11 protein-coding genes and 1 pseudogene are annotated in these 13,035 nt (G+C 44.2%); 8 read left to right on the forward strand and 4 right to left on the reverse strand.

Annotated elements, in window-relative coordinates; translation table 11 throughout:
- The coding region (locus QUA43_RS12660; protein WP_333374284.1) for a calcium-binding protein at positions 1–1,054 on the forward strand (1,054 nt) is incomplete at its 5' end.
- Between the two features lie 121 nt (positions 1,055–1,175).
- On the opposite strand, the gene QUA43_RS12665 is transcribed toward QUA43_RS12660, so the two are convergent.
- Positions 1,176–2,132: a glycosyltransferase family 2 protein gene (locus QUA43_RS12665; protein WP_333374286.1), complete on the reverse strand. Its 957-nt coding sequence runs from the start codon at positions 2,130–2,132 to the stop codon at positions 1,176–1,178.
- Between the two features lie 101 nt (positions 2,133–2,233).
- A complete protein-coding gene (locus QUA43_RS12670; RefSeq protein ID WP_333374288.1) occupies positions 2,234–3,205 on the reverse strand; it encodes a glycosyltransferase in 972 nt (323 codons plus the stop codon).
- Between the two features lie 309 nt (positions 3,206–3,514).
- On the opposite strand from QUA43_RS12670, the gene cobU reads away from it, so the two are divergent.
- From cobU to QUA43_RS12690, 4 genes are all read left to right on the forward strand, one after another.
- A complete protein-coding gene (cobU, locus tag QUA43_RS12675; protein ID WP_333374289.1) occupies positions 3,515–4,090 on the forward strand; it encodes a bifunctional adenosylcobinamide kinase/adenosylcobinamide-phosphate guanylyltransferase in 576 nt (191 codons plus the stop codon).
- A 277-nt stretch (positions 4,091–4,367) separates the two neighbouring features.
- Positions 4,368–4,790: a hypothetical protein gene (locus tag QUA43_RS12680; RefSeq protein ID WP_333374290.1), complete on the forward strand. Its 423-nt coding sequence runs from the start codon at positions 4,368–4,370 to the stop codon at positions 4,788–4,790.
- A gap of 77 nt (positions 4,791–4,867) precedes the next feature.
- Positions 4,868–6,937 (forward strand): AarF/ABC1/UbiB kinase family protein, encoded by a 2,070-nt coding sequence (locus QUA43_RS12685; RefSeq protein ID WP_333374291.1) that lies wholly within the window; start codon positions 4,868–4,870, stop codon positions 6,935–6,937.
- A gap of 153 nt (positions 6,938–7,090) precedes the next feature.
- Positions 7,091–7,729 (forward strand): Uma2 family endonuclease, encoded by a 639-nt coding sequence (locus QUA43_RS12690; RefSeq protein WP_333374292.1) that lies wholly within the window; start codon positions 7,091–7,093, stop codon positions 7,727–7,729.
- A 60-nt stretch (positions 7,730–7,789) separates the two neighbouring features.
- On the opposite strand, the gene QUA43_RS12695 is transcribed toward QUA43_RS12690, so the two are convergent.
- Positions 7,790–8,899 (reverse strand): hypothetical protein, encoded by a 1,110-nt coding sequence (locus QUA43_RS12695; protein WP_333374293.1) that lies wholly within the window; start codon positions 8,897–8,899, stop codon positions 7,790–7,792.
- Between the two features lie 323 nt (positions 8,900–9,222).
- On the opposite strand from QUA43_RS12695, the gene QUA43_RS12700 reads away from it, so the two are divergent.
- The 3 genes from QUA43_RS12700 (at position 9,223) to QUA43_RS12710 (ending at position 11,900) form a co-directional block, all read left to right on the forward strand.
- Positions 9,223–9,405, forward strand: a complete 183-nt coding sequence (locus QUA43_RS12700; protein ID WP_333374295.1) for a hypothetical protein — start codon at positions 9,223–9,225, stop codon at positions 9,403–9,405.
- 445 nt (positions 9,406–9,850) lie between these two features.
- Complete coding sequence (locus tag QUA43_RS12705; RefSeq protein WP_333374297.1) at positions 9,851–10,429, forward strand: Uma2 family endonuclease; 579 nt, start codon at positions 9,851–9,853, stop codon at positions 10,427–10,429.
- A gap of 445 nt (positions 10,430–10,874) precedes the next feature.
- On the forward strand, positions 10,875–11,900 hold the full coding sequence (locus QUA43_RS12710) for a hypothetical protein (protein WP_333374299.1): 1,026 nt from the start codon (positions 10,875–10,877) through the stop codon (positions 11,898–11,900).
- A 247-nt stretch (positions 11,901–12,147) separates the two neighbouring features.
- Here the strand turns inward: QUA43_RS12710 and QUA43_RS12715 are convergent.
- Positions 12,148–13,035, reverse strand: a pseudogene (locus QUA43_RS12715) (hypothetical protein); the annotation flags it as partial.

Here is a 13,035-nt window from a genome sequence, read left to right on the forward strand (position 1 = left end):
GACGCCAACGGGAACACCGACGCCAACGGGAACACCTACACCAACGGAAACACCAACACCAACGGAAACACCTACTCCGACACCAACGGAAACACCTACTCCGACACCAACGGAAACACCTACTCCGACACCAATAACTAATAACATCCCCAATGACGACTGCATCTGCGATGACATTGACTATCCCAACTTAAACCAACCTAACTCAGTTGAAAACACCATACTCGGTGTATCGGGAATTCAAATAGGCACTGCCCAAAACGATGAATTTCTCGGCAGCAACAACGCCAATATATTCGATACCAAATCAGGGAATGATAAATTATATGGTGGCGAGGTTCGCGACATCCTCAACGGCAACAAAGGCAATGATTTTATCAGCGGTGGCAAAGGTGATGACATCCTATTTGGAGATGAAGGAAACGACATCGTTCTTGGTGACTTGGGCAATGATTTAATCTTCGGAGGCAAAGGCAATGACTCCATAAATGGCCGCGAAGGTAATGACATCATTCGGGGTGATAAAGATAATGACTTCATCGATGGGGGCAAGGATAATGACACCTTATTTGGAGGCAAAGGTGACGACATAATGCTTGGTAGTGATGGAGACGACTACCTGTTTGGAAATGAGGGTTCGGATACCATCTGTGGCGGTGCTGGCAATGATTTTATCAGCGGTAACGAACAAGCAGATATTCTGGGAGGGTGTGAAGGAAATGATACTCTTTACGGAGGCGAAGATAACGATACTCTCACTGGTTGTCAAGGTGATGATATTCTTTACGGAGACTTGGGTAATGATAGTTTGATTGGCGGTAGCGGCAATGATATCTTTGTCTTAAAGGCTGGTCAAGGATTTGATATAATCGCTGATTTTACCGTCGGTCAAGATTTGATTGGATTAAGCGGTGGTTTGAGTTTTGGACAGTTAGAAATAACTCAAAATACTCAGGGAACTCTTATTAAGAACCTCTTGACAGGGGAGCAGTTAGGTGTGATGGTTGGAGTGAGTGCAGATGCGATAACATCGGCTAATTTCATGCTGGTTTAGAAAAGGAAGGAAAAGTGCGATCGGAAAAATAAGGGCGATCGCACTTAACCCAAATCAACATTTATCTGTGTTCATCGGCGTCAATCCGCCGCCATCTGCGGTTAAAATTTCATACCTACTATTACGGCAATTTCACTTCTGTCTCCTGAGTGATAACTACTGGCTGCGACAGAGTAGGCTCAGATTCTGCCACATTCAACTGACCGCCACAACAACGCAACTCGTAAAGTTTTGCATTAATTTGATACTCATATTGACTCAATAGCCTTGCATAAATATAGCCAGCTTTTCCATCTAAAAAGCCGAGCTGAATGAAGTAAAATAAAATAAATCTGAGCATTGGTTTAAACGGCAGCCGCACCCAAACTTTTTTGAGAAAGCGTTTCCGCTGCACTGCATCTCCAAATAAGTGAGCGCCAATAGTACCGCTGTCGTCGCGCCCTTCAATAATATTGTAATAAACGCGAGCTTCCCAATTAGAATAGCGATTGTGCCGTTCTATCCAGTGAAATAAATCGCGATAATCCTCGTGGATCATGTCATTTTTTAAGTAGCCGACTTGACCGGCTAAAATGACGTGTTCGTGAACTTCGTTGTCGCCAGTATTGGGGACGGATTCAGTGCCGAGATTTTCGTAACGTCCTTTTTGATGCTTGAACAAACGCAAATTCCAGTCGGGATATCGGCCGCCGTAACGCAGCCACTGACCTAAAAATAAGACTTTGCGGTTGAGGTAGTAGCCGTCAAAATTGGGGTCTTCGATCGCCCGCGCGATTTCGTCCCAAAGTTCCGGTGGAATGCGCTCGTCGCAATCGACAATTAATACCCATTCGTTGCGAAAGGGCAGATTGTCCAAAGACCAATTTTTCTTTTTCGGCCAGCGGTTGTCGAAGTAGAATTGCACTACTTTTGCGCCGGTGCTGATGGCAATTTCTACCGTGCGATCGCTGCTTTGGGAATCAACCATGAAAACTTCATCCGCCCTGGCAATGCTGGCCAGACACGCAGGTAGATTAAGTTCTTCGTCTTTTGCCGGAATGAGAACTGAAACCGGAATCTTGGATGAACTAGATGTCATAATCGAGTGCTTGAACCTAAATGCGGTCGAGTTTTGGTGGATGAAATGCGATCGGCACAGCCGCGCCGACGACTTGATCAGCGAGGGATCTTGCCTATAGCCTAATGCCTGCTGGTCGATTTCGGTGCAAAAATCAAGCCGCGGATGGCTGCGCTCAAATAACCGATTTGACCCCAGGCAAAAACGAAATTTTCAAAGCGCAGCCCTGGATCTCTAATATATTTAAAAGACTTCCAGACACCCCTCAAGATTCTTTCACCCCCCCGCCCAAGCTGAGCAATACCGGCTCGATCGGACAATTGTTCGCGATAACACTCGCTGATGCCTTGCCACCACCCGCGCTGTAGAAACCAAGCTTTGTTGAGCCTTTCTGTCGCGACATGGTGAAGTACCAGGGCCTCCGGTAGATAAACTACTTGCCAACCTAACTCTAAAGCTAATTCTGTGGCCCGCAACTCTTCATTTGACAGCAATTTTGTGCCGACTCTACCGAGTTTGACATCGAAGCCGCCAATTTGTTCGAGAAAAGCGCGCCGGATTGAGTAGTTTACTCCCCTGGGAGTCAAACCGGCAGCAGTCACGTACAGGCAAGTATCGCCTAAATCGTATGAGCCCAAGTTCTGGGCTAATCCCGGTGACAGCCATTCGGGCGGGCTGACTGCAGAAGGCCAGAGCAAATTGACTTTGCCACCAGCTACGGCGAGTTTTTGATTGCTTTGATAAGCCGCGTGCAGCACCCTGAGCCAATTCGGCTCAGCAATAGCGTCGTCGTCGAGATAAGCTAATATTGCACTGCGAGCTTGCTTAGCGCCGGTGTTCCGGGCTACTGACAGACCGATTTCGGGTTCCCAGACGTACTGGAGGCGCCGATCGCCCTGTCTTGCTTCTACCACCTCGCGGGTGCGCGAAATCGAACTTTCGGGGCTGGCATAATCGCTAGAAGCGTTATCCACTACTACTACTTCAAAGTTGTCGGGAAAATCCTGTACCAGCAAGCTGTCGATCGCCCCACCTAAATAGGCGGCGCGATTGTGGGTGCAAATAATCGCTGATATCTGAGGATGATCTGGCATAAATAACAGCTTGGGAAATACGGGGGTTCTCGATCGACTTACTCTGATATTGTCTCATCAATGCTATTATCGCTTAAAAAGCATTTGGTAGTTGGCAGTTTAAATCATAATTGGTAATTGCTAATTGGGAATTGGCAATTGGGAATTATGTTTAATCCTTTGTATGTGACCCCGCCCAAAGAAGGGAGACAAGCCCGCGACATTAGTCGCCAGCAGCCCAAAAATTTTAACCAAACTTCAATCTCCCAAAATCATTTGTTGTGGAGTAAATCTAAAATCTAAAATCTAAAATCTAAAATCGACTGACTAATGACTAACTCAGAACCGACTGCATCGAGACAATTAATCTTAGTAACTGGGCCGGCCAGAAGCGGCAAAAGTGAATGGGCTGAAACTCTGGCGGCGGGTTCGGGAAAACAAATAATCTATGTGGCTACCGGTCAGGTTGATGAAGCCGATTTGGAGTGGCTGCGTCGCCTCGATCAGCACCGAAATCGCCGTCCAGTTGATTGGACAACTCTAGAAGTGCCGATCGAATTATCGGCCGTTTTGCGAGCAAGCAAGCCCTCAGATTGCTTGTTGATTGATTCCCTGGGAACTTGGACGGCAAATCTTTTGGAAGAAGAAGCTGCTGTTTGGGCGACTACGCAGCAAGATTTGCTAGCTAGTTTGAAGTCGGCGGCGGCTGATGTAATTTTGGTAGGGGAAGAAACCGGATGGGGTGTTGTGCCTGCTTATCCGGCGGGGCGGCTGTTTCGCGATCGCCTCGGCACTCTCGTGCGCCACATCGGGGCGATCGCCGATACTGTTTATCTCGCCACCGGAGGTTACGCCTTGAATCTCAGCACTTTGGGTACGCCGCTGCCGCCTGCTGCGAAAAATTAACAGCCGGAGTCGCGATCGACAAGGGAGAAAAAATATCGGTTTCCCGAACGACAATTTTAACTAAAAATTAGGTATAATTTTAATTTAGATTGAAAACTAAAGACTCACATAAATCAGTCAAAAAACCTACTCACTAGGGGGGATAGCCCAACAATTTGACATGAGTAATAGCCAAATTTTGAAATTATGTAAAAGATAAAATGTCTGGTAAGAAAGAGTGCTAATTTCCCATTAAAAGTCTAAAATAATCACTTAGTTGAAGGGTTGACTAAAAGTTATGGCATCAGAGCGTGAAGTAAGAAAATATATTGCTTACTGGTTTCAGTTAGGCAAAAAAGTATTAATTCGCAACGGTTCCGAAGCGCTGCTGCCCAAATCGGTAAATGCGGGCGATCGCTACAGCCAGGAATTTGAAGACTGCTGGCAAAAAATCATCTCCCGCGACAGCGGAGACTGTTACCTCGAAGGCACAAACGAAACAATTGCCCAACTGCTGACACCAGTTTGGGAAATCAGTCCCTGCGCGCGCTGCGCTATGCCCGTAGTGTTCAAACAAACCGGAATGCCCCCGGAGTTCTGTCCCTGTAACGACTTACCGAACTGGCCCGATACCGAAATGCCCCAACCTCGATCGCCCGTCAGCAACCAATCGCAACTATCAGGCCTTCGCGATCGACTCAAAAGATCCAGCGGCGAGTAAGTATATAAGAAGGAAGAAGGGTCTTCTTCCTTAAATTGTTACAATATATTTACAATGCTTCACACTAGGTCTGATTTATGAATGTCAAGACAGTATCGCCAGCCTCCCCGCAAACTTATGTAAATTCAGGGACTCAGGCTGTACTCGGCAATCTCCAAGATGCAAATACAATTCCCCTGCAAGCAGTACCAGTATCACTAGAAACGGATGTCGTAACGGACGATCGGCTCAAATCAGCCAGAGACATAGCTTTCGAGTTGGCCGGAGATGCTGTTCGGTACGATCCAGTGGCGATCGCAGCCCTGTACCGAAATCGACCTCTACAAGTCTGGGGAAGGCTGTCGAGCGTTGTTTGGACATTTTTTAGCTTTGCCTTCAGTGTGTGGTTCGACGGCAAAACAGGTCGTACCGCCACCAACCAAAAGCGTCGCGCCGTCCGACTGCGAGAAATTCTGGGTCAACTCGGCCCAGCTTTCATCAAAATCGGACAAGCACTCTCAACACGCCCCGACTTAGTACCGCCAGTATATTTAGAAGAACTCACAACGCTGCAAGACCAATTGCCAGCATTTCCGAACGAAGTAGCATATCAATTCATCCAAGAAGAATTGGGCGCCCACCCCAAAGACATCTACGCAGAAATCACCCCAGATCCGATCGCAGCAGCATCTCTCGGACAAGTCTACAAAGGCAAACTCAAAACCGGAGAAACAGTCGCAATCAAAGTCCAGCGACCGGGTTTAGCCGAAAACATCGGCTTAGATATCTACATCCTGCGGCGTCTTGCAGTTTGGGCACAAAACAACTTCAAAATAATTCGCAGTGACCTCGCAGGCATTATGGACGAATTGGGCGAGCGCATTTACGAAGAAATGGACTACACCCATGAAGGTCAAAATGCCGAACGGTTTGCCCAACTATACGGCCACATCAAAGACATTTATGTTCCCAGCATCTACTGGGAATATACCCGCCGCCGCGTCTTAACAATGGAGTGGATCACCGGCGTCAAACTGACTAATTTAGAAGCAGTTAAAGCTCAAGGAATCGACGCTCCTTACTTAATTGAAGTGGGGGTGCAGTGTTCTCTCAGACAACTTCTAGAACACGGTTTCTTTCACGCAGACCCGCATCCCGGCAATCTTTTGGCAACTCCTGACGGTCAATTAGCTTATCTCGATTTCGGGATGATGAGCGAAGTTAAACCTTATCAGCGATACGGTTTGTTAGAAGCTGTGGTGCATTTGGTGAACCGCGACTTTGAAGGTTTAGCCAAAGATTATGTCAAGTTGGAATTTTTAACGCCAGACACCGATTTAACGCCAATTATTCCTGCTTTGGCGGGCGTATTTAACAATGCTTTGGGTGCTAGCGTTGCCGAACTAAATTTCAAAAGCATTACTGACGAGCTTTCGGCGGTGATGTATGAATATCCTTTCCGAGTTCCAGCTTATTACGCTTTGATTATTCGATCGCTCGTCACGTTAGAAGGGATTGCCATCAACGTTGACCCCGAATTCAAAGTGTTGAGCAAAGCTTATCCTTACGTAGCAAAACGGCTGTTGAGCGACCCCGCACCGGAATTGAGAGCATCCCTGCAAGATTTGCTGTTCAAACAAGGGGAATTCCGCTGGAACCGCTTAGAAAACTTGCTCAACAATGCCCGCGAGAGCGACGATTACGATGTCAGCAAAATCTTGAACCAAGCATTAGAATATTTATTTTCCGAAAGAGGAGATTTCATTCGCGATCGTATAGTCCTCGAATTAGTCAAAAGTCTCGACACACTTTCCAGCAACGCCTTTGCTAACGCCAAAGCAGTCGTCGGCGAATGGTTTGGAGTCAAGGCAAATCAACCGGTGGTTTCACCAACTGAACAAAAAAACTTAGAACACATCAAACGGATTTGGGATATTTTGCAATCAACTCCCGGTTTTGACGGGATGAAAGTATTGCAGCTTCTTCCGCAGTTATTGGTGAAACCGGAAGTGCAGAATATGGGCCAGAAAGTAGTCGGCGGTTTAGCTCAAAGAGCAGTTGCTAGGGTAATTCGCGAGTTTTTGCTTTCGCAGGAACCGGCAGCAATTCCCGATAATGGAAGCTATGCTAAAACTTCGCCTCAGTTGTCTTTACCTGCTGCGAAGTAGTAGATACCTTCGGGTGCGTCGCCATCAACAATCTACTTGGGAAGCTCGAAAATCTCGCAGCGACGCACCCTACAACAGGCAGTTTTACCAAAAAATATCGTTATCTAGTGTTTTGCGGAGTCGATATTTCGTAGAGAAAATAGATTGACAATTATGCTATTAGAGTTAAGACAATTGAGGATTCAACCGGGTCAGCAATTACTCCTGGAGGGGGTTAGCTGGCAGCAATTGGAAGGTATCTTAGCTGAATTGGGAGAGCGTCGGACTTCCAGGCTTTCCTACAGTAACGGACGGTTAGAAATTATGGTTCCCCTACCCGAACATGAAAAAGCCAAGGAAATTATTGGCGACATGGTAAAAATTTTGTTGAGCGAACGAGGCATTAATTATGAGTCATTGGGTTCGACAACTTTGAAGAACGAACGCATGACTCAAGCCATTGAACCGGATAGCTGTTTTTACATTCAAAATCAAGCAGCGGTTATCGGTAAAAATCGCCTGGATATGAGTGTCGATCCGCCACCGGACTTAGCCATAGAAATTGACCTCACCTCTCGCACTCAGTTGGATAATTATCAGATTCTAGGAGTGCCAGAACTCTGGCGATACACACGACAAGAGCTACAGATTAATCTTTTGCAAGACGGACAATATGTAGAATCTGATTTTAGTTCCGCTTTTCCAGGTATCCCAATTATTGAGTTGGTGAATCGGTACGTCCAGCAGAGTCGAGTTTCTGGCAGCAGCCAAGCCATTCAAGCCTTTAGAAATTGGGTAAGGGAAAATCTTTAGTCTCAGAGGGGAGCAAATTAACGCAGATGGAATTTTTAAGATGCTAGGGGACTCCAAGAACTACTGAAGCTTGAATCCTTTAGCGGCTAATTGCTGGCGGAGACTTTGAATCATTACGCGATCGAGAGTATTTTCACCACTATTGGTACTAGATTGGCGCTGTTGTTCAATATATGCTGTACGCTTTTGAGATAAGTCGCGTATCGTCTTTTTAATTGCTTCTCTTTCGGTTTTCTTTCCAGCTACATATGCTCTTTTTTCTGTTAGCGTCATCCCTCGCATGATTTCTGGTAAATTATCATCTGATATTGCCTCTAGTTTAACTGTTCCGTTTTCGAGAGCATCCAGCAAGTCCCAAGAAGCATTATCATAGTATTCAGAAGCTTTGGACGCACTACGCAAAACCGTATTGCTGCCAGCATTACTATCTTCAACTGCTTGACGTTGTTGTCCTATTCTTCCTTCTCTACCGTAGGGAATGTAGGTTTGATTGAGTTTAGTATTCCAAGTAGAAATTTCGTCGTCGTAAGGAGACTTAATTACCACAATTTGTTGGTTTTGATTAATGTTGAAGCTACTGCCTTTTGCTAAATCTGCTCCTGATGCCCAAAGTTGTCGCTCCTGACTTTCGGCTGAACCACAGTAGATTGTATTAACGAGGGTATCTCCTTTTACAGCAAGATTGACAGATTGATTCCAAACTATTGGGCCTTGATCGAATGGTTCATTACCCGCAATAAAAATCACGCGAAAATCTTCCTGATTTTTACTCCAGTTTAATTCTTGCATTGCCGAACGAATTACCCAGCCAGCATATTCTTGACCGCCGTTGGTTTTGATACTAAATAGCTTTTCGGAAACTAAATCTAATTCAGGAGTAAATCCAGTTAATAATCTGACAAAACCTTCTGAGGAAGGTAAGCTGTCATTACCATAATGGTAAAGGGCAACCTCTAACTCTGGTACTTCGCCATCTTTGGTTACTTTAGTTAAAAAATTAACAATTTGCCAAAGTTGAGTACGAGTCTGGTCAATCAGTCCATCCATGCTATTACTGGAATCTAACAGGATGGCTATCTGAATTTTGGCTTTAGCGAAAGCTGCTGTGGGGGAACACAAAATACTTAGGGTTAAAGCTGTAGTGAATAAAATTCGAGTTAGTTTCTGCATGGAATTTCCCCTAACAAATGATTTTTTTCCAATTATAGTCAGTGGGAAATGGATTTAGTCACTGGTGTCAAGTTACTTGTAACAACATTTTACATTTTTCAGAAACGGGCAAGATGCCCGTTCCACAAAAGTTATTAGTAGGGTGTGTCAGCTATGATTATTTTCGGTTTAAACTAAAAATCTAATAGCTGACGCACCACACAAAACTAAAGGTGCGTCAGAATTATATTTTTGGTGATGATTCATAATTTCGCAACTGACGCACCCTACCACTATTCGCAAAAAACTCGGTTTCTGGGTACTCATGAGAAAATATTGGTAAGATGGTAATCATCGATATTGAGACTGGTGATTACGAAATTGACAAAAATGGCTTGCACGCATCAAATAGTGTCAATGAAAGACATCCAAATGCTCGATTATTTGGAATTCGCATTGGTTACAACGTAGCAGCTTCTCTTGGTGGCGTGATGGATTGGTGTAAAATAAAAGTCCGTTTGTTCTAAAACACGTCGGTGATGGATGGTGCTTTATGTCTCACGCTAATCTAGACGATTTATAATTCAGATCGTTTCCTCGGAGCAAAATCATCCACTGCTAATCCTAGACCAGCTTATTTCCGAAGCAACTGCCCTACCCGATACCGCCAAGGCTATCCTCCTTGACAAGATCCTAGAAAGCATGACAGAACAGATCGAGATGTTTTGAACGAGGGCATACAGAAAGCTCAAGACCGCATTGCCGAGATTGATAGTAGCACAGTCCAATCCATTCCAGGCGATGTTGGCTTGGCCCAAGTTCGACAATTGCTAGGAAAATGAAAGAGGAGCGTAAATCTCACATCTCCAAGCTCAAATCGATCGAGGTAACTTACGTAAGTTTACCAGATCGTGTCACTTTTTATCGAGTTGTGAGTTGGTATTATTAACTTTTGATTAATGGAGTATTGTGATGATAGCAGCACGAGATAACGATCGGCACTTTACACCGGAAGAGTATTTTAGTTGGGAAGAAAAGCAGCTAGAAAGACACGAACTGATCGATGGTCGGGTTTATGCAATGAGTGGTGGCACTCAAAATCATAGTGCGATTAAATTAAATGTTGGTAGTTTAATCAGATCGCACTTGCGGGGAAATCCTTGTCGTGTTTTTAATTCAGATTTAAAGGTTAACATTCTCAATACACCAAACTATACGTATCCCGATCTAAGCGTGACTTGTGACGGGCGCGATCGCGAGAATGCTCTTTATATTACCTATCCCTGCTTAATTGTGGAGGTTTTATCGGATAGCACCGAAGCTTACGATCGAGGGAAGAAGTTTGAAAAGTATCGCCGCAACCCGAATCTGGTTGATTATGTTTTAGTCAGTTCGGATGAAATAGCGATCGATATTTATCATAAAAATGATGCTGGTGAATGGGTGATTTTGAGCTATCGGGAGGGCGAACGGGTTGAGTTTCAAAGTATCAATCTAAGTTTGCCGATCGAGCAATTATATGAGGAAATTATTTTCGATCGACAGCCCTAAATATACGATCCTTACACGTTATATTTTAGAGGCAATTCTGGTAGAGCCATTCGAGCAATAAAATTTTTCATAGGAGGTAATTTTTGATGAAATTATGTGAGAATTTGGCGATCGGTGAGGTTAATTCCAAAATCTCAAATCTCAAAGCTTAAATCGATCGAGATAATTTACGTAAGTTTACAAAATTGTGTCACTTTTTCTCATCAGCAGGGCGATCGGGGTGGTTTATTCTTTGAGTTAAGGTTGAGCAGAAGGAGTTCAGAATGTTCAGAGTTAAACCGCAGATGTTCCGGATCGGTCGTTCGGAAAGAGTATTCTACTGTAGCTGCGGGACAATTATAAGGTATGCGGTTAGTTTATCGGTGGGGGTGCAGTAGAAAGCTCACTTGTAAATTCCGCAGTATGAAGTTGCCACAAAATTGTTTGTGGATACGAAAAATTATCTATGAATTGCGATTATCAGCCGAGTTTTATAGCTATGGTTGATCGTATAGTGCAAAGTGTAGTGTGGTCTTGTATGAATAGAAATTCAAATCGAAAAATTAATCAAGATGAGCGATTGAGTATCAATTCTGGTCTTTCCTCTTCTTTGAGAAAAAAATACTCGATTACTATCATTATATTAATCATATTAAGCGTACTCAGTATTTCTCTTAAATCAGATAAAGTTAACAGCAATATTTGGAGTTTGTCAGTTGAATTAAAGGTTACATCGGTAACTTTAGTTCTTCTATTTCTTTTTTGGATTCCTATTTTACTTCCTTGGATTCTTTCTCAAGTTCCGCAAGTGCAAGGTTCTTTAAATTGGTTACGTGAACAAGGCATCGAGGAAATTGAGACTAATCTACTGAGAATTAAACTAAAATACGGTGTTCAAGAAGCATCAGAAAAATACGAAGAAAAAATATCAGATATTGGGGCTATAAATCTAACATCTCAGGAAACGCAGCAGCAGCTTGAGGGACGCTATCGAGAGGCCATAGCTTTAGTTGATGCTGCGAGCGATATAGATTCAACGGAAGCATTGAAGCGGATAGATCAATTGGCTGGCTATTACGATAGGGTTAGAGATGAAATGCCCTATGGACATAACCGCACAAAATTAATGCACGAAATTTCCTCAACAATGTGGACTTTAATTCCTAAAGTTATAAATTTTCCTGTTCATGAAAGACTAAATAGCCAGAAGGGGGGAGAGCGTTTGTCTGCTTACAAGCACGTTGAGTGGAACACATCAACTGATTATATAAATTTGTTAGTTTCTAGAGCAGTTGGTATTATGGAGATGCCCTACACTCAATACGCTGCTTTATTGGCACTAAGAAGAGTGGTAACAAACAATCAATTTTCTCCCAGTAAATCAGCAGAAATCATAGATATTTTGAACTGGTCAGCAAATCTTGATTATATGAAGCCAGATCGCCGAAAATTAATGATTGAAATTGCTTCCCTACTAAAAACAAAGGCATAAATCCTGCTAGTTCCGCCGCATAACAACTCGCTTGCACCCGACCGAATCAACGTCATCGGGTTAGGCACGAAAGGTTATTGGCAGCCGCTGAACAGCAACATTAGAACGAGCGACGCACCATACCATCGATCGCGACAATCGCTAACGCGGATTTGGTATGACAAACCGCAAAAACTGCAAAAACCCCGGTTTCTTCAAGAAACCGGGGTTTTATCTATTCGATCGCCCTCAACCAAACCTACAATTACTACAAGGTCGAAATGCCAGTCAAATCGCTATTTGCTAGTGGATTGCTGGGACTTGCAGCCGGAGTAATTAAGAGGCTGTTGTCATTGGCAGAAGTATTAGCAATTGGGTAAATCGCACTATTAACAGTCGTGCCGTTCAAAGGAATAATTGGCTGAGTTTGAGCGCTGGTTAGAGAACCCAACAAGCTGTTAGTGTCGTAGATGAGGATGTCATCATCAGTTTCGCTAAAGGTCATCATGGTGGGAATTGCACCGCCATTCAACAAGATATCGTCGGGGATAGTATTGGCAGAAATTACTGTCAAATTATCTGGATTAGTCGCTGTTGGTAATGGTTGCAAAGTGATAGTTTCTGGCGCAGAATTCGTGCTGTTTTGCTGACTCATTAATGCAGTAGTCGTGCTATTTGGCTGACTAATTGGTGCAGGCATAGCACTGGATAAGTTGGTGCTAAAACCGCTGTCGATCGCACTTAGAACATCGTTACTATCAACAGGTTCGCCGGTTAAAAGATCGATATCCGAGGGAGTATTGAAAACTCCAGGCAGCGGGGCTCCGGGGGTGATGGAAATAAACCGAGAACTGTCGATCGCACTAAATTGAGTATCTTTCACCCAAGCTAAATGTTCGCCGGTGCCTGCGATGCTAATTAAGGCATCGTTAGTATAATTTTCGCCGCCTTGAACGATTTGCAATTGGTCAAAAGTGAGGTCTTGTGAGAGTCCGAAGTAATCGCGATCGCCCTGGAAGTAGAAAATGTTATCAAGTCCCGAACTTGGTGATAGCACAAATATGTCGGAACTGCTGCCCCCAATCAGCGAATCTTGACCGTTGCCGCCCTTGAGCACGTTGTTACCTTCGCCGCCGTAAACGCTGTCATCACCATC

Origin of the sequence: Microcoleus sp. N9_B4 (assembly GCF_036701635.1) — a bacterium.
Lineage (GTDB): Bacteria > Cyanobacteriota > Cyanobacteriia > Cyanobacteriales > Microcoleaceae > Microcoleus.

What these genes read in the sequence shown, in the direction of transcription:
- QUA43_RS12695 (WP_333374293.1), bottom strand. Translation starts at nt 8,899, where the DNA reads ATGCAGAAACTAACTCGAATTTTATTCACTACAGCTTTAACCCTAAGT.
- QUA43_RS12670 (WP_333374288.1), bottom strand. Translation starts at nt 3,205, where the DNA reads ATGCCAGATCATCCTCAGATATCAGCGATTATTTGCACCCACAATCGC.
- QUA43_RS12690 (WP_333374292.1), top strand. Translation starts at nt 7,091, where the DNA reads ATGCTATTAGAGTTAAGACAATTGAGGATTCAACCGGGTCAGCAATTA.
- QUA43_RS12705 (WP_333374297.1), top strand. Translation starts at nt 9,851, where the DNA reads ATGATAGCAGCACGAGATAACGATCGGCACTTTACACCGGAAGAGTAT.
- QUA43_RS12665 (WP_333374286.1), bottom strand. Translation starts at nt 2,132, where the DNA reads ATGACATCTAGTTCATCCAAGATTCCGGTTTCAGTTCTCATTCCGGCA.
- QUA43_RS12685 (WP_333374291.1), top strand. Translation starts at nt 4,868, where the DNA reads ATGAATGTCAAGACAGTATCGCCAGCCTCCCCGCAAACTTATGTAAAT.
- cobU (WP_333374289.1), top strand. Translation starts at nt 3,515, where the DNA reads ATGACTAACTCAGAACCGACTGCATCGAGACAATTAATCTTAGTAACT.
- QUA43_RS12700 (WP_333374295.1), top strand. Translation starts at nt 9,223, where the DNA reads ATGGTAATCATCGATATTGAGACTGGTGATTACGAAATTGACAAAAAT.
- QUA43_RS12710 (WP_333374299.1), top strand. Translation starts at nt 10,875, where the DNA reads ATGAATTGCGATTATCAGCCGAGTTTTATAGCTATGGTTGATCGTATA.
- QUA43_RS12680 (WP_333374290.1), top strand. Translation starts at nt 4,368, where the DNA reads ATGGCATCAGAGCGTGAAGTAAGAAAATATATTGCTTACTGGTTTCAG.